Here is a 23,590-nt window from a genome sequence, read left to right as displayed (position 1 = left end):
CCCGAGATACTTTTTTGTCCACCCTCGATGAACGCAGAGTGTGTCGAACTTTCAGACGATGCTCGTCGTGACGACACTCACGGGCGCGGCGACCGGTCTCGGCGCGTTGCCGGTGTTCGTTCGGACGCGGGTCACTCACCGCACCTACGACGCCGCGGTGGGACTCGCGGCGGGCATCATGATATCTGCGAGCGTCTTCGGCCTCATCATCCCCGGGATGGAGGAAGGAACCCTGGAAGCGGTCATCGCGGGCGTGTTCGTCGGCGGCTTCTCGCTGTTGCTCGCAAACCGACTTCTCCCGCACCTGCACGCCCGGTTCAACGACTGGCACGGCGAAGGCGGCGCGACGGACGACCCCGACCGGGCGTCGACGCTCCGCCGGGCGCTGCTCGTCGGCACGGCGATCACCTTGCACAACGCGCCCGAAGGGCTGGCAATCGGCGTCGCCTTCGCGTCCGGACTGGAAGAAGTTGCCCTCCTGCTCGCGGTGGTCATCGCCGTGCAGAACGTGCCCGACGGGTTCGCCTTCGCCGTCCCGATGAGCGACACGGGAATGTCGAATCTGCGCGTGGTGTGGTACACGACGCTCTCGGGGCTGGTTCCACAGGTCGTCGCCTCCGTCTTCGGCTTTGGACTCGTCGCCGTTGCGACCGGAATCTTCCCCGTCGCCGCGGGCTTTGCCGCCGGTGCGATGATAGCCGTCGTCTTCCGCGAGATGATCCCCATCTCGCACGGCCACGGGTATGCCGACGCGGCGACTGCGGCCTTTCTCGTCGGCTTCTCGCTTCTGGTCGTCGTCAACGAAGGGTTGAGCGTCTGATACTGCTGGCTGTATGAGCAGCACCGCGACGCATCGGTGTGGGCCTCACTTCGACTCGTTCGGTGTGATCGTCACCGTGACGCGTTCGTTTGATCACCACCTCTATGCGTCGCCCGCCCGAAGTGAGCGTATGCACATCGAGTACGACCGCGATACGTGTATCGGGATGTTCCAGTGTGTCGTCGAGTGGGACGCCTTCGAGAAGGACACCGACGCCGGGAAGGCCGTGCTCGCGGACAGCGAGGAACGCGATGCGGGCGTGTTCGTCCGGGAGGTCCCCGAGGACGCCGAACTCGACGCGAAGTTCGCCGCCCGGGCCTGTCCCGTCGAAGCGATCACCGTCTACGACGAGGACGGCGAACAACTCGTCCCGTAGTGTGGACAGTCGGATTCGTCCGCTCTTGGCGCAGCACCGTCTGGCGGGAATCTGTGGCCTTTTTAGGCCTGCCCGTGAACTGTCGCGTATGAGTACGCCCACCAAAATCGTCATCGGGACGCTCGCCGTATCGCTCGTTCTCAGCCTCGCGCTGGTCGTCATGACCGGTCTCACGACCTGATGTTCACCGAGCGCTCCGTCAACGAGGCCGTCGCCGCTGTCCGTGACAGACACGCGCCCGACGCCCTCGTACTGGACTGCGAACGGGACTTCGAGACGCTTCCACCCGAGCAGGCCGAGGAACTCGCGCTCGTCACCGACCGACTCGACCCCGCTTCCGCTCCGACGGCGTGGCTCCCGCCGGACGCCCCCGAGATTCTCCAGACCTACGCGAGCGGGACGTTCACCGTCGGAATGCCGGGCGACGGAAGCGTCGTGTGGACACGCCAGACTGACCCGCCGGTGCTCATCTGTAAACCCCGACTCGACGAGTCGCCCGCGGACTTTCGGGACTTTCTGATCGCGGAAGCGCTCGTGCAGGTCGGACTCGACGTTCCCGAACACTTCCTCGGCTTTTTCGAAGAACAGTATCCGGAGTTTGCGCGCGTCGCAGGGGCGCAGTTCGACTCGAACGAGACCTACCAACTCGCCGCCGCCTGTTACGACGCCACTCTCGGTCTCCAGACGCGCGATACCTTCGCCGGGTGGGACGGCGACCTGTTTGCGGCGTGGATCGATGCTGGTGAGCACATCGAAGCGCGAGTCAGCGGCCTCCCGAGCGCGCTCGCCCGCGGCGAGACGTCGTTTCCCGACGCCACGGAACTGGCCTGCAGCGCCATCAAACACGCCGCAGAACTGCCCGCGCCCTTCGACGCGCTCGACACTACGGCCTATCTCGACCACGGCCCCGAGTACGCGATCAAGTGGCTGGAACGAACGCTCGACGAACTCGAATAGGAAGTATACGCTGTATTCGTCTGAATACGCCGACCAGTCGCTCTACAGTCGGTCCAGAATTGCCTCGGCGTCGTAGTTCAGCGAGAGTTCCCGCGAGCGACCTCTGCCCTCGATATCGCTGTAGGAGGCGTCGATGATGTCGATTTGGTCGAGTTTGTTGATGATCTCGGAGTAGCGCGTGTAGCCGAGATCGGTTCGGTCGTGGAACTGCTCGTAGATGTCCCCGGCCTGTTCTCCCTCGTGTTCAGCGATGACCTCGACGAGCGCGCTCTCGGAATCGGTGAGTTCCTGCAGGCGGCGCGAGAGGTGGACGTACTTCGAGGTGTCGTAGGCCTCCTCGACGTCCTCCATGTCGACGCTGGGGCTTGCGCGCATCTCGGCGTTCAGACCGGCCCGGCGGAGCAGGTCGATGCCGACCCGGAGGTCACCACCCTGCTCGGCGGTGAGTTCCGCGACGCGGTCGAGCACCGGTGCGTCGATGACGCCCTCGTGGAATCCGCGGTCGGCGCGCTCGGAGAGGATGTCGACGATCTCCGCCTGGTCGTACTTCGGGAAGTAGACGTCCTCTGGCCGGAAGACGCTCTGGACGCGCCCGTCGAGTTCCTCGATGATCTCCATCTCCAGATCCGAGGAGATGACGATGACGCCGATGCGCGCGCCGCCAGATTCCTCGTGAGCGCGAAGCAGCGAGTACAGCGTATCGGATGCCTCAGACTCGTAGAACAGATAGTTCACGTCGTCGAGCGCGACCACGAGCACCTCGTCGTTTTCGACGAGGTGGTCGGTCACCTGCGAGAACAGCTTCTTGAAGGAGATACCCGATGCGGGTGGCTCGTAGTCGAACACACCCTGAAAGATGCGGGAGAAAACGGCGTACCGCGTCGAGTTGACCTGACAGTTGACCCGCACGGCCTGCACGTCGGTCTCCGAGCGGAGTTCGTCGAAGAGGATCTGGACGGCAGTTGTCTTGCCGGTACCGGGCGGTCCCTGCGCGGTCACGTTCAGCGGCCGCGACCCCCGCACGGCCGGGCGGAGCGCGTACTTCAGCGTCTCCATCTGCGTATCGCGGTGGTGGAACGTCTCGGGGAGGTAGTCTATCTCGAAGACGTGTTCGTCCCGGAACACCGATTCGTCCCAGGACAGCATCCCCTCCTCGGGGTCGTCTGTCATTACTTTCACCGAGCTTGCCGCGCTACTTAAGCGTATTGTCGGCTCCGCGGGGTTCCCCGCGAAACTCCCTCACTGCAGGCCCGTCCCGACACTCGTCTGTGTGAGCAGCGTCTCTCACCCACCCGAGTAGTAGCAGACGCATCGGAGAACAGTCAGTTCGAGCTACACATTAATACGTCCCGAGACCATTCGAACGGTGATGGACCGACCGCTTCGGAACACGCTGCTGTGGCAGGTCGTCGGCACTCTGTGTTATCTGGCTGGAATGTTGCTGTTTCTGTTCGTGGCGACGAGCGTCTTTCTCGCAGCGCCGGAGAACTCCATCGAGAATCTCACTGGCGGCGACGTGACGCTCATGCTCGTGGGCCTCTTCCTGGTGGTTCTCGGGAGCGTGATCAACCGGCGGTACGGTGACGAAACCGGACTCGGAACCTGGGCGACCGGGACAGTGCGAGACCAGCGTTCCGACCAGTCGACGCTCGAAGAGTTGGGCTATACGATACCTGCCGAACCCTCGAATGCGGAGACAGCACGCAGCGCCGAACTCGACGAGAACACGGTTCGATGTCCCGAATGTGGCGCGACAAACGAGCAGGAGTTCAGCTACTGCAAGAACTGCACCGCTCGGCTCCCAGCGTAATCTCCCGATCCGTCACCGGTCTCAGAACTTCTCCAACAGGTCAGTGTAGAAATCTGCAGGCTCGTCAGGGGCGTCAGCCTCGTCTGCGAGCTTTTCGACGATCAGTTCCGGCGTCGAACGGGCGAGTCGGCCCTTGACCGGCGAACGGTCGACCTGTAGCTCCCCGTCCACGAGACCATCGGCTTCGATGCCGTCGACGGCAATATCGATAGTCGCCGCCTCGTGTATCTCGCGGGCGAGATGCGAGACGAACACGGCAGTCGCGTCGGAGTCAGCGAGCGCTTCGAGAATTCCGGCCATGATCTTCGCGCTCGCCCCCGGTTCGGTGATGCTTTCGAGTTCGTCGACGAGCACCAGCGTCCGCGCGTCCCTGCTCGTCTCGGTTACGAGTTCGCCAAAGTCCCGAACGGTGGACTCGAAGGCCCCGGCGTCGAGCGTACCCTGCGTCTTGGCGTGGTAGTGAAGCTGATCGATCCGTTCGACGCGGGCGCTCTCGGCCGGAACTGGCAGCCCCATATGCGCGAGCGTCACCACCAGCGCGACCAGGTCGAGCGTCGACGTCTTCCCGCCGCTGTTGACGCCCGAGAGCAGCGTCACCCCCTCGACGCGGTAATCGACCGGTTCGACCTCGTCGAATGGGACGTCCACGAGCGGCGAGCGGCCGCCCTCGATGGCGAACCCCCTCCCGTCGAGGGTCGGCATCGTGCAGTCGAATTCGCGAGCGAATCCGGCGATTGCGAGCGAGACGTCGTGTTCGAGCGCCTGCTCGACCAACTGCTCGCAGTCTGCGCGCATCTCCGTGAGTCGGTCGGCGAGTTCCTGCTTTCGGGCCGTCGACCGGCGGTCGCGGGCCGCGGTCAGTTCCTCGCGCAGGCGGGAAAGCGCCTCCTCGTTGTGTTCGACCGGATAGGTCGGTTCGGCGTCGAACACCCGCTGTGCGAGCGATTCGGTGTCCTGTAGATCCAGCGTGTCGATCAGGTGCGCTCGGGCCTGCTCGACTGCCTCGTCGTACTCGTCGGCGAGTTGGCGCTGGAGCAGCGAGTCCACGCCCGCCCCGCGCTCGACCAGCGAGAGCAGGTCGGTGCCGTCGATGGTCACGTCGCGCGTCTCGATAGCTTCACGCAGGTGGTCGTTCGCGACCCGTTCGGCCTCGCTCACCACGCCGTCGAGGTCAGAAACTGCGCGGGAGAGTCGGTCGAGTTCCGCGTCGCCGCTGACACGCCCGTCCTCGTCGAGTCGGTCGAGCGCATCGTCGAGTTCGTCCAGGTCACAGGGCGGGTCGAGCGCGCTGTGGCGGTGAACGCGAGCGGCAGCCGTCAGACTCTGCTTGTTGTGTGCGAACACGGAGAGCGTCCGCTCGGGGACGACCCGCTCCGGTTCGTCGAGCGCGTCGGGTTCGACGCGAACGTCCCCCTCGATGTCGACAGTTGCAAACGCCTCGTCGAGGACGATCACTGTCGCGTAGCCGCGAGCGAGTTCGGCCAGTTGGCGGGTGTCCTCGACCAACTCGACGCTTATCTCCGGAATCGCCTCGCGTGCAGTGGCGTACATCTCCGCGTCGCTGGTCGCGAGACAGCGGTCCCGAACGCGAACTGTCCCGGGTTCGTCGAGCGTCTCGACGGCTTCGAGCGCCTCCCGCACCGTCTCCGTTGGCTCGTGTTCGAGGGCCTGACGGGACCGCTCGCGAACCGCCTCGATACGCGAGTCTGCACTGCTCGGGTACAGCGTTTCGAGTCTGCGCGTCGCGTAGGTGGTCACGGCGTGTCGCTGGACGAGATCGAGGGCTTCGCGGTGGATCTCTCGCGCTCTGGGCGTCGCGAGAAACGCCCCCTGGTCGTCGTGTTCCGACCGGATCGCTGCGCGGGCGATGCGTGCCGCCCGCCCCTCGGTGATGCTGGGCGCGCGTGCGAGTGCTGCCACGTCACCGTCGCGCAGCGCCCGCTCGGGGTCGTCGAGTTCCCGCAACGCCGCGGCCGTCTTCTCGCCGACCCCCGGTATCGACGTCAACTCCATCTACGCGTAGGGTCGGCCCCACCGGAGAAAAAGCTAGCGAGAGCATCTAAGTTCGTCCCGCTCGTACAGAGGGTATGAAAATCGGGGTGCTGTCCGACATTCACGGCAATCTCGTCGCACTGGACGCGGTCCTCGACGCGATGTCCGAGGTGGACGCGATAGTCTGTGCGGGCGACATCGTCGGCTACAACCCGTTTCCCAGCGAGTGCATCGACCGAGTCCGGGAGCTGGACATTCCGACCGTGATGGGGAATCACGACCGGGCAGTCGCGAGCGACAGCGGCTTTGCCTTCAACAGCGCCGCGAGCGCGGGCGTCCGCTACGCCCGGGAGACGCTCGACGAGGCGGGAATCGAGTGGCTCCGAACGCTGCCCGACGAACGGCTCCTCTTCGACGACCGTATTCGGGTCGTCCACGGCCATCCCGACGACCCCGACCGGTACACCTACCCACACGACTTTCATCCGGATCTGCTCGAAACGGAGCGCGCACTCGTCATGGGTCACACGCACGTCCAGGGCCACGAAATCTACGACGAGGGGGTCGTGATGAACCCCGGAAGCGTCGGTCAGCCACGCGACGGCGACCCACGGGCCGCCTACGCGATACTGGATCTCGACGAGGAGACGGTCTCAGAACACCGCGTTCCCTACGACATCGAGCGCGTCCAGCAGGCCATCAGGGACGCGAACCTTCCCCGCAGTCTTGCCGACCGACTCGAACAGGGGCGCTGAGGAGTTACTCGATGAGCGACTCGCTCGTGCCGTACGTCGCGAGTACGACGGCGGTGGTGTACCGATCGGGGTCAGGTTCTGCGCTGATGACCTTCCGTTCGACGGTCGCGGGATCGTACTCCCGGATCGCACAGCCGCGTTCGATCCCCGTCTGGAGGCGGTCACGCACCGTCTCGGGGTCGGTGTCTGCAACTTCGTAGAAAATACCGGGGCCCTCGCGGTCAGTCCACGCGAGTCCGGCACTGGCGGCCGTTCCCGGTGGACTCGTCTCGCGGGCCATCACAACGTCGAGCGCGTTGCCCGCAGGGCCAAGATCCGGCGCCGTCCCCGTGTGCTCGATCGCTGGTCCGGCGGGGATGACCGAGGAGAGTTGCCGGAGGTTGTACTGGTGAACCCCAGCGCGTGCCAGCGCCGCGTCGAACGAGGCCTTCGACGTCTCCGCGTGGCCCCGTCCCCAGACGAGGTGGATCACGTCTCAGACTCTGTTGTGGATAGTGATGAGCGTGGCGTTTCGTGACGCCCACCCGGAGCGATTCCTTTAAATAGAAAAACACCCGTCAGTCGACCGTCTGACGGACGGCATATCCGTTCTCAGTAGTGCGATTCTCCGTCAGACATCGCGACCGGGGATTTAAGTACTCCCGTGGACACGATTCGAGTGCAGTCGCGACTGCATGTCACACGCTCGCCACTTTTTCGACTGTCGCCGGGATTGAAGGCGGTCGGAGTCACAGTTCAGATATGCTCGACTACGAGGACGTGCTGGCGGCCCGAGACAGGGTTGCCGAAACGTCACGACACACACCGCTGCGCTACTCGCATACGTTTTCGTCGATGACTGGCGCGGACGTCCACCTGAAACAGGAGGTGTTTCAGCGGACGGGCGCGTTCAAGATCCGCGGGGCGACAAACCGCGTCGCAACGCTCTCCGAGAGCGAGCGCGAGGCGGGTGTCGTCACCGCGAGCGCGGGCAACCACGCGCAGGGCGTGGCGCTCGCGGCGACGCGAATGGGCGTCGACGCCAAAGTGGTGATGCCGGAGGGTGCACCGATATCGAAGATCAAGGCGACCCAGAGCTACGGAGCGGAGGTCATCCTCGACGGCGTCGATTACGACGAGGCGGCCGAGCGCGCCCACGAAATCGAACGCGAGGAGGGGCGATTCTACCTCCACGCATTCGACGACTGGGAGGTGATGGCCGGGCAGGGGACGATCGGACTGGAGATCTGTGAAGACCTGCCCGGCGTCGAGACCGTCGTTGTGCCCATCGGCGGCGGCGGACTCATCGCTGGCATCGCCACCGCCATCGCGGGGAAGCAACCGGACACACGCGTCATCGGCGTTCAGGCTGAGGGCGCAGCGAGCGTTCCACAGTCACTGGAGCGAGGCGAGCGCGTCGAGCGCGATAGCGTCGACACCATCGCTGACGGTATCGCGACACGAACCGTCGGTGAAAAGCCCTTCGAGGTGATCAAAGAGCGCGTCGACGAGGTGGTGACCGTCACCGACGACCAGATTGCGGTCGCAGTCACCCAACTGCTCGAACGGAGCAAACTCCTCACGGAAGGTGCCGGTGCGGCACCGCTTGCCGCGCTCCTGTTCGAGAGGTTCGATTTCGACGAGGACGAAACCATCGTCCCGGCGCTGTGTGGCGGCAACATCGACCTGAACACGCTCACGACTGTCATCGTCCGGGGGATGGCCGAGACCGGCCGGTACCTCAGGTTCCGAACGGTGTTACCCGACCGGCCGGGCGCACTCGACGCGCTCGTTACCGTCATCTCCGAAACCCGATCGAACATCTATGCGATCCGACACGACCGCACCTCGCGGGACGTGTCGATGGACGACGCCGAGGTGGAACTCGACGTGGAAACCCGCGGCCCGGAACACGTGGCGAACCTGCTCGACCGACTGGAAGCGGCGGGGTACGAACTCGATATTCTGACGTGAGACGACTGGCGCGTTCGAGCGAGTATCAGGCTTCTTCGGGGGTGTACGTCTTCAGTTCGAGCGCGTGGATGTCGTCTGTCATGCGGTCTCCCAGCGCGTCGTAGACCATCTCGTGTTGGTCGAGGAGTGATTTGCCCTCGAAGGCAGGCGAAACGACCGTCGCGGCGAGGTGGTCCTCGTCGTCCATGCCGCGAGGTTGGGTGACTGTCGCAGTGGCATCGGGGATGTTCGACTCGATCAGCGATTCGATCTCTGCAAGATCCATACCCGACCAAGGACGCCCGGACAAAAAACCGTCTCGCTTGGAGCGTTCGGGAAGGGAACATCTATGCGTCACGGACTGCTGATCCGGAGCATGAGCGAGGACGGGGATCCAGTCTATTATGTCATCAGTGATCTCCACATCGGCGGTGACGAGCAACTCAAAGAGATGGAGTTCCGAACTGAGTTGCTCGACTTTCTGGAACGACTCGAACACACCGACGAGGACGCGGAACTCGTCATCAACGGTGACGCGTTCGGTCTCTGGGAGTTTACTGAGATCTCGGGGATCGAAAAGTTCGACGTCCTCGAAGACCGCTACCCGAAGCTGTTCGAGCAACTCCGTGCGACGGGTGTAGAGATCCCGATCACCCTGATCCCCGGCAATCACGACCACGAACTCGCGGCCTACGACGAGTACGTCGACCGCCTCGCAGAATACAACGTGACGCTCGTTCAGGAACCGACAGTCACGAAGTCAGTCGGTGACAGCGTGATCCACTTCGAGCACGGCCACCAGCAGGACCCGAACAACGAGATCAAAGACTGGGGCAACCCGTATGCGACGCCGCTTGGCTACTACTACAACACCCACGTGACCAGCCGTGCGGGGAAACTCTCAGACCGCGGCCGGTTCAACTGGCTGAAAGACGTGCAGGCGGTGACGCCCACCGAGCGGATGCCGGTCTGGCTGATCTCGAAGTACTTCTATCGCGAGATGAACCCGCTCATCCGGTACGCGCTTGCCCCGTTTCTCCTGCTTTTCAACCTAAGTGCACTGTTTGCGGTGTTTGCCGGACTCGACGTTGCGGGCGTCTGGTCCGCGCCGGTCGATTTCGTCCGATCGGTGCTCAGCCAGTTCGGTCTCGCCGGGACTGCCGTCTGGACGTTTCTCGCGGTGAACGTCGCCATGGCCTCGCTGCTCATCCTCGTCGGGATTCCGCTGTACTTTCTCCGGCGCGACATCCGCAAGACTGTCGACCGCTTCGGCGTCTTCGAGACAGAACTCACCGTCGACGCAGAGACGCCGTACATCGAGGCCGCACAGGAGGTGTTCGAGGCCGAGCCAGACACCGCGATATTCTGCTACGGACACACTCACCGCCCACGCCTCAAAGCGATCGAGGGCGGCGCGCTGGTCAACACCGGCACGTGGCTCAAGCGCCTCGACCGCCGGGACGGTCCCATCGGCATCCTCCCGCCGGTGTTCTATCCGTCCTATCAGCTCTGTGCCGTCCGCATCGCTGCCGAGTCGGAGGGGATCGCAATCGACTTCGAGGCCATCGAGAAGCCCAGTCCAAGCCCCGAGGAACTCACGTTCACAGAGCGCCTGCTCACACTCGGGCGAAAACCCGACGTGAACCTCCCCGATTCGACGGTCATCGAGCCGGAGCAGTAACCGTCAGGGCTGTGTGCGAGAGAGCGACCGGACGCCAGCGACCTCGAACCGTGCGCCGCCCTCGGCGCTCTCGGCCACGCTGATCGACCAGCCGTGGCCGTCGACGATATCCGAAACGATAGCCAGCCCGTATCCCGTTCCGTCGTCGGCGTGTGTCACCCCCTGCTCGAAGACGCTCTCGCGTTCAGACTCGGGGATTCCGGACCCGTCGTCGTCGACGTAAAAGCCCGAGTCGAGCGGACCGACGCTGACCTCGACGGCCTCGCCACCGTGTTCGACGCTGTTGCGATAGAGGTTCTCGAACAGCTGTCTGAGTCGATCAGAGTCGGCGTGCAGCGCCGCGTCACCCTCGACCGACAGCGTCGCGGCAGCAGTGTCGACTCCGTCCCACGCCGACTGCGCGAGGTCGGACAGCGACAGACTCTCCCGGTCGAGTCCCCGGTCGCCCTGCGCCCGGGCGAGCAGGTCCTCGATGAGCCGCTCCATCCGATCGAGGGAGGTTTCGATCTTGTCGAGATGGTCCGCTGTCTCACTCGCTTCGCGTGCGAGTTCGGCGTGTGCAGAGGCGACGTTGAGCGGGTTGCGCAGGTCGTGTGAGACGACGCTCGCGAAGTCGTTGAGTCGCTCGTTACGGCGAGCGAGTTGGCGTTCGCGCTCGGTCCGGGCAAACGCGGAGGCGACCGTGTTCGCGAGGATGCGAAACAGCTCCACGTCCGTCTCGTCGAAGGCGTCCCGCTCGTCCGAGTAGGCGCTCAGTACCCCCGCCTCGCCCGCGGGAACGAGCAGTTCCGAGGTGACCTTCCCTGGGTGGTGAGAGGTCGAAGTTGTCGCGGGAACGAACCCGAGCGAGCGCGGATTCTCCGTCTCGTAGACTTCCCAGATAAACGTGCTCTCGCGACCCAGCGGTTCGAGTGCATCGACTCTGTCGTCGATTGCCTCGGAGTACGCGACTGGATCGAGCATCTCGGTCGCTTCGTCGTGTTGCCAGACGACGACCAGTGGGAATTCGAGCACCTCCTCTGCGGCGTCGACCGCGCGTTCGGCGATATCGACGTCCGACTCCGCGACGATGAGCTCTCGGGTTATCTCGTGGAGGCGTTCGAGCTTTTGCTGGAGTTCGACCTGCTCGGTCACGTCCCGGAGAAAGACCGACAGCCCGTCCTCTGACGGGTAGGCGTTGACCTCGAACCAGCGTTCGAGCGGGTGATAGAACTCCTCGAAGCTGGTCGGCTCCTGACTGTCCATCGCCCCCTGAAACTCCTGATAGAACGTGGTGCTGACCGCCGCTGGGAACGCGTCCCAGAACCGCATCCCAGTGACTTCCTCCGAGTCCACGTCGAGTAGAAACTCCGCCTGACTGTTGAGAAAGACCAGCCGTTCCTCGGTGTCGAGTTCGAAAAACGCGTCGGTGATGCGGTCCAGCGTGTTCTCGAAGCGCTCCTGCGGGTCGTCGAACACCTGCTCCCGGTAGCCGGTGATGTCGTGCAGGAAACACTCGATGCCGCCGGTCGAGCGTGGAACGACGCGGGCGTCGAACCAGCGCTCTGTGGGCCTGTGTAGTACTTCGGCAGTCGTCGCATCTCGTGACTGCATCACCTGCGTGCACGCCTCCGCGAGTTCGGTCTCCTCCCACGACGGGATGACGTTCCATATCTCTTCGCCCAGCGCAGCCGAGGGGCGGATCCCGGTCCACGACTCCAGCCGTGGGTCCCAGTCAGTTATCTCCCACTCCGAATTCACCGCGAGATACTGCCCGAGCGTTCCCGGGTCGTGCTCGTCGTCGTCCGCCTGCGCATCAAGAACGGCTCCGAGCACCGTCCGAGCAAGGTTCTCTGGGTCGGCGTCACGTTCGACGTCGTACACGTCGAGTCGTTCGGGGACGGCGGCGGACTCGCCGGTGAGATTGACGACTGGCAGGTCGTCGGCGGTGTCGGCCGTCTCGAACACGACCGTCTGCAGGTCGGCCCCGTCGAGTTCCGGCCCACAGAGCACCCCGTCGAGTCGGTCCGGGCCGAGCAGGTCGGTGAGCGAGTCCGGCCCTGCCGTGACCACCTGTACCGGATGTGTCGTCCCATCCTCCAGTACGTCGAGAATGTCGACCCCCCGACCGCCCGTGCCGACGTACACGACGGTAACCGATGACAACATACCGCACGGTTATGTGTTGATCATCATAATTATATCGTGTTGGAACGGCGTCAGCACTCGCCGGGAAACGGAGACAGGCTACTCTGCGAAGAAATCGAGCAGGCCCTTCTGGGCGTGCAGCCGGTTTTCGGCCTGGTCCCAGACGATGGCGTTGTCGCTTTCGAGTACGTCGTCGGTGATCTCCTCGCCGCGGTGGGCGGGCAGACAGTGCATCACCGGCAGGTCGCCCACGAAGTCAGTGGTCAACTGGAAGCCGTCGAACTCTCGCAACTTCTGCTCGCGTTCGTCCTCCTCGCCCATGCTCACCCAGACGTCGGTGTAGATAATGTCCGCCCCGTCGATGGCCTCGTGTGGGTCGTTCGTTTCGACCGGCGCGTCGCCGAGTCCGGCCGCGCGCTTCCGGACGCCGTCGTCGATTTCGTAGCCCTCGGGGGTCGCGACCGTCAGGTCGAGATCGGTCATCGCCGCGCCGAGCACGAGCGACTGACAGACGTTGTTGCCGTCGCCGACCCACGCCAGGTCGACGTCGAGCGTGCCAAACTGCTCCTGAATAGTCAGCAGGTCAGCGAGCGTCTGACAGGGATGTGCGTCGTCAGTGAGACCGTTGATCACGGGAATGGAGGCAAACTCCGCGAGTTCGACGACATCGGCGTGGTCGAACACCCGCGCCATGATGAAATCCGCGTATCGGGAGATGGCGCGCGCGGTGTCACGGAGCGGTTCGCCGTGCCCGAGATGGATGTCGTCGGGACCCAGAAAGATGGCGTGGCCGCCGAGCTGGGTCATCCCCGTCTCGAAGGAGATGCGCGTCCGCGTCGAGGGCTTCTCGAAGACCATCGCGAGCGTCTGCCGTTCGAGCGGTGTCCCGGCGTCGTCGGCCGTCTTGAGGCGGGTCGCGTTGTCGAGAACGGCGTGCAGTTCCTCCGGTGTGAGGTCGTCGATGTCGAGCAGTGTCATGCTTCCTCCAGTAGGCGTTGTGTGGCGGTTTCGAGCACCTGGACCGACCGGTCGTACTCGTCGAGTTCGAGATGCTCGTCGGGCGCGTGGTCGAGATCCGAGTCGCCGGGGCCGTAGGTGACCATCGGGCAGTCCCAGTGGTCGGCGAAGACGTTCATGTCGCTGGTGCCGGTCTTGCGAAGCAGGCGGGGTTCGCCATCGCAGCCACGGATGGCCGCCCGAAACGCCCGCGCGACCGACGTCCGCGGACTCATCATGACGGGTTCCACGCGGTCGTACCAGTGGACAGTGCCGCCGTCGAGATGTCCGTCAGCGATTTCGCGAACCTCGTCGACGGTGTACTCCGGCGGGACGCGCAGTTGGACTTCCATGGTCGCCTCCACAGAGAGTCCATCCCGCGAGATGCCACCGTCGAATTCGGTCGGCTTGGGCGTGACGCGCTCGAAGACGGGCACCCACTCGTCGGGTTCGAACTCCGCTTCGACTGCGCTCCACCAGTCGATCGCATCCTGGATGGCGTTGTTCTCCGGCCGCGAGGAGTGGCCCGACTCGGAGGTTGCGACGTAGGTGCCACCCAGCAGGCCCCGGTAGCCGAGTGTGATCCCGTTCCAGCCCGACGGCTCGCCGTTGATGAGCGTGTCCGGCGCTGACTCGCGCACTGTGACAGCGTGACGGCTTCCGCGGGAGTCGACCTCCTCGCCGACGACGCCGAGAAAGCTCGCGCCCGTCCGAACGGCGACAATCGCCATCGCGGCGAGCGGCCCCTTGGCGTCGACGCTGCCTCGACCCCAGAGTTCGTCACCCGACTCTGTAGATTCGATCCTGACGGGGATGTCGCCGGGGACGGTGTCGATGTGAGAGGTCAACAACACGCCGTCGTCCCCGGGCGCGTGGACGTTCCCGACCTCGTCGATCCACACCTCGCGGCCGTGTTCCTCGAAAAAGTCCGCGAGCTTTCGGGCACACGGGCCTTCCTCGCCCGACACCGACGGCGTCTCGACCAGGTCGACGAGCAACTCGCGGGCCTCGCCGGAGACTGCCTCCAGCTGGGACTCGCTCATCCCACCACCTCGCTCATCGCCTCGACGACCCGGTCTGCCTCCGACTCGTTGATTGTCAGCGGCGGCAGCAGACGAACGACCGTCCGTCCCGAGGGCAGCGCGAGAATCCCGTGATTCAGCGCCAGGTCACGCAGACAGCGGTTCGCGCCGCGGCGAACCTCGATGCCGATCATCAGGCCCTCGCCGCGCACCTCGCGAATCGAATCGCCGAGTTCGGATTGCAGTTGCTCGCGGAGATACGCACCGACCTTCTCGGCGTGGGCCGGAACTCCCGCCTCGACCAGCGTCGAGACGGTCGCTTCTGCCGCGCTGGCAACGACCGGACCGCCACTGAACGTCGAGGCGTGTGAGCCGTGATCCTCTGCGATCCAGTCGCGACACAGCGTCGCTCCGGCAGGCAGCCCGTTGGCGAGTCCCTTCGCGCTCGTGACCATATCGGGCACGACGTCGGTCGACTCGATGGCCCACAGGTCCCCGGTCCGTCCCAGTCCGGTCTGGACCTCGTCGACGATCATCGCCGCACCGGCCTCGGCAGTCGCCTCTCGGGTGCGCGAAAGGAACGCAGCCGAGGCCGGATTGATCCCGCCCTCGCCCTGAATCGGTTCGACGATGACCGCCGCCGTCTCCTCGTCGACGGCTTCGGCCATCGCGTCGGCGTCGTCGTAGGGGACAAACTCCACGTCACCGATCAGCGGTTCGTAGGGCTCCTTGTACTCGTCTTTCCACGTGGTCGCGAGCGACCCCATGGTGCGGCCGTGAAAGCCCTGCATCGTGGCGACTATCTTCGAGTTTCCTGTCGCCGACCGGGCGAACTTCAGCGCCGCCTCGTTTGCCTCCGTGCCAGAGTTACAGAGCCACACCTTGTCGATGTCGCCGGGCGCAACCTCAGCGAGCAACTCGTAGAGGCGCGTCCGCACCGCTACGGGATAGGACGCCTGCACGTAGGTCAGGTCCGCAAGTTGGTCGGACACCGCCGACTGGACCGCCTCGTGGCCGTGGCCAAGCGGAACGCAGGCGTAACTCGCGCCCATGTCCAGATACTCCGTGTCGTCCTCGCCGTACAGGTACGGGCCATCTCCGCGAGCTATCTCGATCGGTTTCTCGTTGAAGACGAATCCGCTCATGCGTTCTCACCGTGCGTTGTCGCAGACGTATCGTCCAGCGCACTCGCGAGCACGTGCGTGCCCCCGCCGTCGAGCGCGCTCTGTACCGGTTCGTCGGCGTTCGCGTCGGCGACGATGACCTCGCGTGCGCCCGCGTCGAGCGCTTCCTCGATTGCCATCACCTTCCGACCCATGAAGCCCTCCGCGGCCGCTTCGAGGCGCTCGAACTCCGCGGGCGTCTCGACGCGTTCGATGAGCGTCTCCTCGTCGTCGGGGTCTGCGAGGATGCCGGGCACGTCCGTCAGAAGCACCAGTCGCGCTTCGAGCGCACCGGCGATGGCCGCGCTCGCACGGTCCGCGTCCGTGTTGACTGGTGTGATGATGTCCTCACCGTCGACCTCCTCAGCCCCGGCCATCGGCGGACTGACGACAGGGGTGTATCCGTCCGCGAAGAGTCCGTCGAGCAGGTCGGCGTTGACTTCCTTGATGGTGCCCGAGTGGTCGCCGCGGCGGATCTTTCGCTTGCCGTCCTCAACGACGCGCACGGCGGACTTCCGCGGGCCGTGCAGGAGTTTCCCGTCGACGCCGGAGAGACCGACCGCGTCTACGCCCTCGCTCTGGAGGCCCGCGACGAGTTCCGTGTTCAGCAGGCCCGGCATGACCATCTCGAACACCTCCATCGTCTCCTCGTCGGTGAACCGGCCGACGACGCCGCTCGGCGTCTCGACGTACTCGGGGTCGATCCCCAGTCGTTCGAGCGTCTCGTCGACGGCGGTCGACCCGCCGTGGGTCAAGACGACGTCCTCCGCGAGCGATGCCACGTCCGCCAGTGCGCCCGCCGGGTCGACCGCGCGAGCGCCGCCGATCTTTGTTACGATTGTCATGGTAGCCTCCGTTATGGTGCGCCGACCGGGTGCAACCCCGTGAACGTCAGGCCAGCAGTCTCGTCGAGTCCGAGCGCGACGTTGGCCGCGTGGACCGCCTGCCCGGCCGACCCCTTCATCATGTTGTCGATAGCCGAAAACGCGACGACGCGGCCATTTTTGGGGTCGACCTCGAACCCGACCTCGGCGCGGTTCGTCCCGGCGACAGCCTTGGGTTCGGGGTAGCGGTACACGCCGCCACCGCCAGCGACGATCTCCACGAATGGCTCATCGGCGTAGCGCCCGCGATACGCCGTCCAGAGGTCGCCCGTCGAGACGGGTTCGTCGGGAAAGACGTGACAGGTCGCGGACGCGCCGCGGATCATGTCCACCGCGTGGACGGTGAAGGACACGTCGAAGCCCAGAAACTCCGCGATTTCGGCCTCGTGACGGTGGCCGGTCGGAGCGTAGGGGCGAACCACGCCCGAGCGCTCAGGATGCGAGGACGCCTCGCCGCCGCCCGCGCCGCCCTCGCTCGACCCGACCTTCACGTCGACGACGACGCGTTCGTCGCCGGAGAGTATCCCCGCCTCGACCATGGGGAGCAGTCCGAGGATCGTCGCGGTCGCGTTACAGCCACCGGAGGCAATGATCTCTGCCCCATCGAGGCGGTCGTGGCCGAGTTCCGGCAGCGCGTACACCGATTCGTCGAGCAGTTCAGGGCGCGTGTGCCCGTCGTAGTACTCGTCGTAGGGCGCTTCGTCGCTCAGTCGGAAATCCGCAGACAGATCGACAACTGTCTCGCCTACCTCGCGGAAACGATCGATCTGTTCCATCGAGACGCCGTGCGGCGTCGCGGTAAAGAGCACGTCCACCGGTTCGAGGTCGTCAGGATCCGAAAAGCGCACGTCGAGATGACGCAGGTTCGGGTGGACGTGGCCGACGGTCTTGTTGGTCTTCGAGCGACTCGTCGCCTGCGCAATCTCGAACTCGGGGTGGCCGTCGAGCAGGCGGAGCAGTTCACCGCCGGTGAACCCGCTCGCGCCGACGACGCTCGCTGTGTAGCTCATGATGCTGCCTCCGCTTCGTCTGTCTCGTCTGTATCGCCGTACTCGCGTTCGATCCAGTCGACGACGCGAGCGGGCACGTCCACATCCGTCACGTCGTTGAGCGCCTTGAACTCGACGGTGTGATTGACCTCGTGGACGGTGTAGCCTTCGGGATTGCCGTCAGCGTCGACACCGACCTCCATCAGGTCGACGCCGAGCAGACCGCCGCCGACTGCGTCGCTTGCCTGTGCGACCAGTTCACGTGCCTCCTCGTCGAGTTCGAAGGGTTCGGTGTCTGCACCCTTGGCGGCGTTTGTCAGCCAGTGGTCGGAACTGCGAACCATCGCGGCAATTGGCTCGCCGTCGACGGCGAGCACGCGGATGTCCCGGCCGGGCTTGTCGACGAACTCCTGGACGTAGAAGACCTTGTGCTCGTAGTGGCCGAGCGTCTCCTTGTGTTCGAGTACCGCTTCGGCGGCCGAGCGCGAGTCGAGTTTCGCCATCAGCCGCCCCCACGAACCGATCACTGGTTTCAGCACGCAGGGGTAGCCGAAGTCCTCGATTATCTCCAGTGCCGTCTCCTTCGTGAACGCGACTTTCGTCGCCGGTGTCGGCACGTCCGCACCCGCGAGTGCGAGGCTGTTTTTCACCTTGTCCGCACAAATTTCTGCCGTCTGTGCGCTGTTGACGACGGGAATCCCGTAGGCATCGAGAAAGCGAGTGGCGTACAGGCTTCGGCTGGTCGCCAGACAGCGGTCGACCACCACGTCCACACCCTCGAAGTCGGCGGGCGGTTCGGTCAGGTCGAACTGCTGGTCGCGAACGTCGATCTTTGCGACCGTGTGGCCGCGCTCGCGCAGTTCCGACAGCAAGAGCTTCTCGTCCCGGCGGATCCGCGAGTACAGCACGCCGACATTCATCTGTACCACCGCAGTCCGGCCGCGTCCACGGTCATGTGTGCCACCTGATCATGGCGTTGTCCAGTGCCACCTCGTCATGGCGTTGTCCATCGTGCCACTTCGTCATGAGGTTGTCCATCCGAGACTGCACGACTGTCTCACTCGCCCCAGTCTTCTTCGAGTTCCGGCGCTTCCTGCAGTTCGACGGGGTCGAGCGAGACGACTTCGAGTTCCGTTCCCGTGATGGGGCTGTCGATTATCTCGCCAACCTCGACGTCCGCCGGCAGTTCGATCTCTTCGCCCGTCAGGGGGTCTTCTCCGTACAGCGTCTCCGTGTTCTCTGTCATGGTATCTGCCTGTATCGAACCTACGGGCTTAAACCCTTCGGAGTTATCAGAATACAATATGTATCGATAATCCGCTCTATCGGCTATCTATACCCATTTCCACCGGAATCCTGTTCTGTGTATCAGAATTTTGGTATTATGTCCCCTGGCGGGGATCGCCGGAGCGGGTCGGTCACCGGCCGCCGCCGAAACGGAGCGGTCGGCGGCTGCCGCCGGAGCGGGGCTATCGACGGCTGAGAAGGGCGTGCGTGGCGGTGTGTCCTAGACATAGTGGTCGACCTCCCTGTCCAGATGCGCACTCGCCAGTTCGACGTCCTCGCGGCGGTCGGTCGCCGCCTCGCTGTCGGTGTCGAGACGGGTACGGGCGCGAGCGATGTGCGTGCTGACCGTCTCCGGGGCGGGTCCACCGCGCGAGTCGCGCATCTCGACGCTGGCCGTCGGGTCGAGCGCCTGCTCGATTGCGTCCCAGTCGAGCGCGTTCGCCTGATCGTCGTCGAGTAGTTCCTCGACTGCCGCCTCGATGTCCTCGATAGCGGGATCCGCCGAGCGCTCGCCCGCGTGAGCGACGACTTCGTGTGCCGTCCGGAAGGGGACTCCGGAGCGAGCGAGCGAGTCCGCCACACCCGTCGCAGTGGCAAACCCGTCGCCAGCGGCGTCGGCGAGTGCTGCCTCCGGCCACTCGGCGGTCGTCACCGCGCCGATTGCGACGTCCGTCGACTCGACGACCGAGTCGATAGCGTCGAAGGCGTGCCCGCTCGCACGCTGCAGGTCGCGGTTGTACGCGCGCGGCAGGCCCTTGAGCGTCGTCACCAGCCCGTTCAGCCCGGCCGTCGCGTCGCCGGTGCGGCCGCGCACCAGTTCCAGCGTATCGGGATTCTTCTTCTGGGGCATGATCGACGACGTGGACGCGTACTCGTCGGCGAGTTCGACGTGGCCCTTGCTCGCGAACACGACCAGATCCTCGGCGAGGCCCGAGAGCGTCAGGCCGAGTCCCGTGGCGGCCGCTGTCGTCTCGACGAGACAGTCACGCGCCGAGACGGCGTCGGTCGCGTTCTCGACGAGGCCGTCGAAGCCGAGCAGTTCCGCCGTGCGCTCGCGGTCGATGTCGAACGGCGTCCCCGCGAATGCCGCCGCGCCGAGCGGCGACCGGTTGACGCGCTCGTAGGCGTCAAGGAGACGTTCCGTGTCGCGGGCGAGCGCCTGTTCGTAGGAACACAGCCAGTGGGCGACGGTGGTCGGCTGTGCTGGCTGGAGATGCGTGTAGCCGGGCATCACCGTCTCGGTGTGCTCGCTCGCGGCGTCGAGCAGCGCGTCACGCCCCGAAAGCACCGTTTCGAGCGCATCGAGGATGTCCGAACGCAACCGATACCGGAGGCAGGCGGCGACCTCGTCGTTGCGCGACCGGGCCGTGTGCATCCGGCCGCCGTCGGGGCCGACCCTGTCGATGACCGCCGTCTCGATGGCCTCGTGAACGTCCTCGCCGTCGGGGAGTTCGTCGTGGCCCGCGTTCTCGATGTCTGCGAGCGCGCCGAGAATCTCGCTTGCAGTGTCGTCGTCGACGATGTCCTGTTCGGCGAGCATCACGACGTGTGCGCGGTCGACCGCCAGATCCGCTGCGAAGATCCGCTCGTCGGCTCCGAGCGAGGAGAGAAACTCGCGGGCTGGGCCGCCACTGAAGCGGTCGCGGCGGACGACGGTCTCTTCTGCATCGTCTTCGTCGGTCATCTTACTCGTTCTTGCGTGCGTTCTCGATGGCGCGATTCGCCAGACGTGACTGGAAGCCGTGATACTTGGCGACACCAGTGGCGTCCTCCTGCGTGATGCCGCCGATGACGTCCTCCTCGTCGAACGAGGCGGCGGATTCGCTGTAGACGGCATAGTCGCTCTCGCGGGCGACCGGACGGCAGTGTCCGCCTTCGAGTTTCACCGTCACCGTGCCGGTGACGCGGGACTGCGTGCTCTCGATGAAGCCCTCCAGTGCGTCGACGAAGGGCGAGTCGATGAGACCCTGATACCCCTTCAGCGACCACTGCTGGTCGATCTGCTGCTTGAACTGGCGTTCCTCCTGGGTCAGGACGAGGCCTTCGAGGGCCTCGTGAGCGGTCAGCAGAACGGTCGCGGCCGGGTGTTCGTAGTTCTCCCTGACCTTGAGGCCGAGCATCCGGTCTTCCATCATGTCGGTGCGGCCGACGCCGTGTGCGCCAGCCTGCTCGTTGAGTGTCTCGATGAGTGCAACCGGACCGATGTCCTCGCCGTCGAGCGCGACGGGTTCGCCCGCCTCGAAGGTTATCTCGACGAGTTCCGCCTCCTTGCCGCTCGGATTCGTCGTCCAGTCGTAGATGTCGTCCTCAGGAATCGTCGCCGGGTCTTCGAGTTCCGAGCCTTCGATCGAGCGACTCCAGAGGTTGGTGTCGACGCTGTATCGGCCCTCGGAACCGCCCTCGACGGGCAGGTCACGTTCGAGCGCGTACTCCTTTTCCCACTCGCGGGTGAGGCCGAGTTCGCGAACCGGTGCGATCACGTCGAGCGGCGAGTTCCGCCACACCGCCTCGAAGCGCAACTGGTCGTTACCCTTCCCGGTACAGCCGTGTGCGAGTGCCGTGCAGTCCTGTTCGAGCGCCACGTCGAGGATTGCCTCGGCAATAACGGGACGGGCGAGCGCGGTCCCGAGGGGATACCCCTGATAGGTGGCGTTTGCCTTGACCGAGCGAAGGCACAGTTGCGCGAACTCCTCGCGCGCGTCGACGACGTAGTTCTCGACGCCGAGCGCCTCCGCAGTCTCTTCGGCCTCTGCAAACTCCTTTTCGGGCTGTCCGACGTCGACGGTGACGCCGATCACTTCGTCGTAGCCGTACTCCTCTTCGAGCAGCGGAACGCAAACGGTCGTGTCGAGCCCACCCGAGAAGGCGAGCGCGACGCGGTCTGTATCTGACATGTCTTGTTTTGAGTGTCGGATGTGGTATCCGCCCTCCGACTGTGGCGGGAATCGAAAATCGGTACGAAACGGTGGTGAGATGTGTATCGGGCCTAACGGCCCGGTCGCCGCCGGAAAACGAGTCGCTGGCGGAACCCACGGGTCGAGCGCCTGCGCGTGCCGACCGAGTGGGTTCTCATCATGTGCCTGTGAGTTGTGCCAGCGCCGTACTAATATCTTCCGAAAGCGCCCGCTTGCGTGTGTTTCTCACGGTATCGGTGAGCGGTAGCCAGAAAGGATTTCTGTCAGGCAGGAGTGTTCTACAGTATGCGAGGGAAACTCGAAGTCGAGACACTGCTGCAGATCATTCTGGTGCTGGTTATCGTCTGGATCGGTGTGCAGATCATCGACGCGCTGTTCGACGTGCTCGACTCGGTGTTCGACTTGCTCACGTCGACCTTTGGACTCATCATCATCGCGCTCATTCTGCTGTGGTGGCTCGACTACATCTAGATTCGCGGCTCCGAACCAGCCGTTTCACCCAATCGTATCAATTTCAGTATATCAGGTGGCCGATCATCGAGAGCGTCGTCTCAAGGCACGACTGCAGGCAGAACCGAGAGAGATTTTGAACGGATTTTGAACGGAATCCGACCGTAGTTTGTCCTAATGTTGAAAAATCTACTTGTGACTATCGCGAAACTGTCTGCTTGGAATGACAGAACACACACGACGACGGATCTTGCAACTCGCAGGCGGATCCACGGCTATCGCACTGGCAGGGTGTCTCGGTAGTGACGACGATGACGAGAGCGGGAACGACGGGATGAGTGATGACGGCGATGGGATGGACGATGGCGATGATGGAATGAATGATGACGATGGAATGGACGATGGCGATGACGGAATGAACGGTGACGATGGAATGGACGATGGCGATGATGGAATGAATGATGACGATGGAATGGACGATGGCGACGACGGGATGAGTCCCACAGATCCCGCGGCGGCACCGCAGGCGTCGGTCGACCGGTTCAGCGAGGAGGCCGGAACGCTGCTGGTTCGGGGCGACGGAAACGACCTTCCAGGGCCGGACGAAGCAATCAACTTCGACGAGCAACCCTTCCTCACGCGCGGACTCGGCCCAGACGGCGAGACAGTCGAGTACTACAACTTCGACGTGCAACCGACCGAACCCGCACCGATCTACACCTTCGTCGACGAGAACGGCGACCCGGTCGAAGGCCAGTTGAACGTCATCGACGTGATCCCCGGGGATCCGGGGTACAACGACTTCTGGCGCGTCAACAGAGTGGTCGTCCCCGACGAGTACGAGGCAAACACGGCCACGAGTGTCGCCGACATCTCTGCGGCGGATTACGATATCGAACAGACCAACGTCATCAAGAACTGTCCCGTCGTGCCCGAGGGCTCGACGGCCGCGAAACACTACGGTGACGACCACGATGGGGCACCGGTCGTCGAGGGATGGTACGACGGGTCTGTCGTGAGCTACTTCCTGTTCGAGGAGGACACCATCGAGAGTATGAACGGCAGTGTCCCGCTGTCACCGATCTACGTCAGCTTCAATACGAACCCCGGCGAGGACGGTGGCGGCCCGCCATCCGGCTTCATGACCGAGGAGATGAGTAGCCAGACCCACAACGTCGTCGCGACGCTGCCGGGAAGCGGCGGCTACTCGCCACTGTGGTCGGTCAACATCTACGACAACGCCGACTTCGATGCGGTCTCCGATCTCAGTTCCGCGACGGACGCGACCATCCTCGCGGAAAACCAAGCGACGGTCAACTGTCCGGTCGTGTCGGTGGAGTGAACAGATGACTGCCAAAGCTCTCGGCACGGATGGAACAGCAACTGGTTCACCCAAACACTGCGCCGGTGATTTATGCGGTTGCAGCCCCAATA

Annotated in this window: 23 protein-coding genes; 9 read left to right on the top strand and 14 right to left on the bottom strand. The window is 64.3% G+C overall.

Going from position 1 to position 23,590, the window contains the following annotated elements:
• Positions 1–40: 40 nt before the first annotated feature.
• The 3 genes from ACMGFL_RS02650 (at position 41) to ACMGFL_RS02640 (ending at position 2,153) form a co-directional block, all read left to right on the top strand.
• Positions 41–820, top strand: a complete 780-nt coding sequence (locus tag ACMGFL_RS02650; RefSeq protein ID WP_436933986.1) for a ZIP family metal transporter — start codon at positions 41–43, stop codon at positions 818–820.
• 130 nt (positions 821–950) lie between these two features.
• Positions 951–1,196, top strand: a complete 246-nt coding sequence (locus tag ACMGFL_RS02645) for a ferredoxin (RefSeq protein ID WP_436933985.1) — start codon at positions 951–953, stop codon at positions 1,194–1,196.
• A 180-nt stretch (positions 1,197–1,376) separates the two neighbouring features.
• Positions 1,377–2,153 (top strand): DUF7089 family protein, encoded by a 777-nt coding sequence (locus tag ACMGFL_RS02640; RefSeq protein ID WP_436933984.1) that lies wholly within the window; start codon positions 1,377–1,379, stop codon positions 2,151–2,153.
• A 42-nt stretch (positions 2,154–2,195) separates the two neighbouring features.
• Here ACMGFL_RS02640 and ACMGFL_RS02635 read toward each other — a convergent pair whose 3' ends face one another.
• Positions 2,196–3,323, bottom strand: a complete 1,128-nt coding sequence (locus ACMGFL_RS02635; RefSeq protein ID WP_436933983.1) for an ORC1-type DNA replication protein — start codon at positions 3,321–3,323, stop codon at positions 2,196–2,198.
• A gap of 199 nt (positions 3,324–3,522) precedes the next feature.
• On the opposite strand from ACMGFL_RS02635, the gene ACMGFL_RS02630 reads away from it, so the two are divergent.
• On the top strand, positions 3,523–3,963 hold the full coding sequence (locus ACMGFL_RS02630; protein ID WP_436933982.1) for a DUF7577 domain-containing protein: 441 nt from the start codon (positions 3,523–3,525) through the stop codon (positions 3,961–3,963).
• 21 nt (positions 3,964–3,984) lie between these two features.
• On the opposite strand, the gene ACMGFL_RS02625 is transcribed toward ACMGFL_RS02630, so the two are convergent.
• Positions 3,985–5,976: a MutS-related protein gene (locus ACMGFL_RS02625; protein ID WP_436933981.1), complete on the bottom strand. Its 1,992-nt coding sequence runs from the start codon at positions 5,974–5,976 to the stop codon at positions 3,985–3,987.
• Between the two features lie 74 nt (positions 5,977–6,050).
• Here ACMGFL_RS02625 and ACMGFL_RS02620 point away from each other — a divergent pair, with 74 nt between their 5' ends.
• Positions 6,051–6,710 (top strand): metallophosphoesterase family protein, encoded by a 660-nt coding sequence (locus ACMGFL_RS02620; RefSeq protein ID WP_436933980.1) that lies wholly within the window; start codon positions 6,051–6,053, stop codon positions 6,708–6,710.
• Between the two features lie 4 nt (positions 6,711–6,714).
• Here ACMGFL_RS02620 and ACMGFL_RS02615 read toward each other — a convergent pair whose 3' ends face one another.
• A complete protein-coding gene (locus ACMGFL_RS02615) occupies positions 6,715–7,182 on the bottom strand; it encodes a pyruvoyl-dependent arginine decarboxylase (RefSeq protein WP_436933979.1) in 468 nt (155 codons plus the stop codon).
• Between the two features lie 269 nt (positions 7,183–7,451).
• On the opposite strand from ACMGFL_RS02615, the gene ilvA reads away from it, so the two are divergent.
• Positions 7,452–8,663: a threonine ammonia-lyase gene (gene ilvA / locus ACMGFL_RS02610; RefSeq protein ID WP_436933978.1), complete on the top strand. Its 1,212-nt coding sequence runs from the start codon at positions 7,452–7,454 to the stop codon at positions 8,661–8,663.
• A 25-nt stretch (positions 8,664–8,688) separates the two neighbouring features.
• Here ilvA and ACMGFL_RS02605 read toward each other — a convergent pair whose 3' ends face one another.
• Entirely contained in the window at positions 8,689–8,928 is a 240-nt protein-coding gene (locus tag ACMGFL_RS02605; protein ID WP_436933977.1) for a BolA family protein, read from the bottom strand.
• A gap of 90 nt (positions 8,929–9,018) precedes the next feature.
• Here ACMGFL_RS02605 and ACMGFL_RS02600 point away from each other — a divergent pair, with 90 nt between their 5' ends.
• Positions 9,019–10,323, top strand: coding sequence for a metallophosphoesterase (locus tag ACMGFL_RS02600; RefSeq protein ID WP_436933976.1), 1,305 nt, complete (start codon positions 9,019–9,021; stop codon positions 10,321–10,323).
• 3 nt (positions 10,324–10,326) lie between these two features.
• Here ACMGFL_RS02600 and ACMGFL_RS02595 read toward each other — a convergent pair whose 3' ends face one another.
• The 10 genes from ACMGFL_RS02595 to ACMGFL_RS02550 form a co-directional block, all read right to left on the bottom strand.
• A complete protein-coding gene (locus ACMGFL_RS02595) occupies positions 10,327–12,471 on the bottom strand; it encodes a PAS domain-containing sensor histidine kinase (protein WP_436933975.1) in 2,145 nt (714 codons plus the stop codon).
• A 78-nt stretch (positions 12,472–12,549) separates the two neighbouring features.
• Positions 12,550–13,428: an ornithine carbamoyltransferase gene (gene argF / locus ACMGFL_RS02590; protein WP_436933974.1), complete on the bottom strand. Its 879-nt coding sequence runs from the start codon at positions 13,426–13,428 to the stop codon at positions 12,550–12,552.
• Positions 13,425–14,489, bottom strand: coding sequence for a [LysW]-lysine hydrolase (locus ACMGFL_RS02585; RefSeq protein WP_436933973.1), 1,065 nt, complete (start codon positions 14,487–14,489; stop codon positions 13,425–13,427). Before ACMGFL_RS02585 ends, argF begins: the two co-directional genes overlap by 4 nt.
• On the bottom strand, positions 14,486–15,613 hold the full coding sequence (locus ACMGFL_RS02580; protein WP_436933972.1) for an aspartate aminotransferase family protein: 1,128 nt from the start codon (positions 15,611–15,613) through the stop codon (positions 14,486–14,488). The genes ACMGFL_RS02585 and ACMGFL_RS02580 overlap by 4 nt, the downstream gene beginning before the upstream one ends.
• Positions 15,610–16,476: an acetylglutamate/acetylaminoadipate kinase gene (locus tag ACMGFL_RS02575; RefSeq protein WP_436933971.1), complete on the bottom strand. Its 867-nt coding sequence runs from the start codon at positions 16,474–16,476 to the stop codon at positions 15,610–15,612. The genes ACMGFL_RS02580 and ACMGFL_RS02575 overlap by 4 nt, the downstream gene beginning before the upstream one ends.
• Before the next feature lie 11 nt (positions 16,477–16,487).
• Entirely contained in the window at positions 16,488–17,525 is a 1,038-nt protein-coding gene (argC, locus tag ACMGFL_RS02570; protein WP_436933970.1) for an N-acetyl-gamma-glutamyl-phosphate reductase, read from the bottom strand.
• Positions 17,522–18,424: a lysine biosynthesis protein LysX gene (lysX, locus tag ACMGFL_RS02565; protein WP_436936407.1), complete on the bottom strand. Its 903-nt coding sequence runs from the start codon at positions 18,422–18,424 to the stop codon at positions 17,522–17,524. The genes argC and lysX overlap by 4 nt, the downstream gene beginning before the upstream one ends.
• Positions 18,425–18,561: 137 nt before the next feature.
• On the bottom strand, positions 18,562–18,750 hold the full coding sequence (gene lysW / locus ACMGFL_RS02560) for a lysine biosynthesis protein LysW (RefSeq protein WP_436933969.1): 189 nt from the start codon (positions 18,748–18,750) through the stop codon (positions 18,562–18,564).
• 261 nt (positions 18,751–19,011) lie between these two features.
• Complete coding sequence (gene argH / locus ACMGFL_RS02555; protein ID WP_436933968.1) at positions 19,012–20,475, bottom strand: argininosuccinate lyase; 1,464 nt, start codon at positions 20,473–20,475, stop codon at positions 19,012–19,014.
• A 1-nt stretch (position 20,476) separates the two neighbouring features.
• On the bottom strand, positions 20,477–21,685 hold the full coding sequence (locus tag ACMGFL_RS02550) for an argininosuccinate synthase (RefSeq protein WP_436933967.1): 1,209 nt from the start codon (positions 21,683–21,685) through the stop codon (positions 20,477–20,479).
• A gap of 306 nt (positions 21,686–21,991) precedes the next feature.
• Between ACMGFL_RS02550 and ACMGFL_RS02545 the strand changes: the two genes are divergently transcribed.
• Together ACMGFL_RS02545 and ACMGFL_RS02540 are read left to right on the top strand one after the other, a co-directional pair.
• Positions 21,992–22,177, top strand: a complete 186-nt coding sequence (locus tag ACMGFL_RS02545; RefSeq protein ID WP_436933966.1) for a DUF7554 family protein — start codon at positions 21,992–21,994, stop codon at positions 22,175–22,177.
• 202 nt (positions 22,178–22,379) lie between these two features.
• Positions 22,380–23,498 (top strand): hypothetical protein, encoded by a 1,119-nt coding sequence (locus ACMGFL_RS02540; RefSeq protein ID WP_436933965.1) that lies wholly within the window; start codon positions 22,380–22,382, stop codon positions 23,496–23,498.
• Positions 23,499–23,590: the final 92 nt, after the last annotated feature.

The organism is Halovenus marina, from assembly GCF_051414115.1.
Taxonomy (GTDB): domain Archaea; phylum Halobacteriota; class Halobacteria; order Halobacteriales; family Haloarculaceae; genus Halovenus; species Halovenus marina.
The sequence above is the reverse complement of the archived record's forward strand: the minus strand, read 5'-3'. Positions and strand labels throughout refer to the sequence as shown.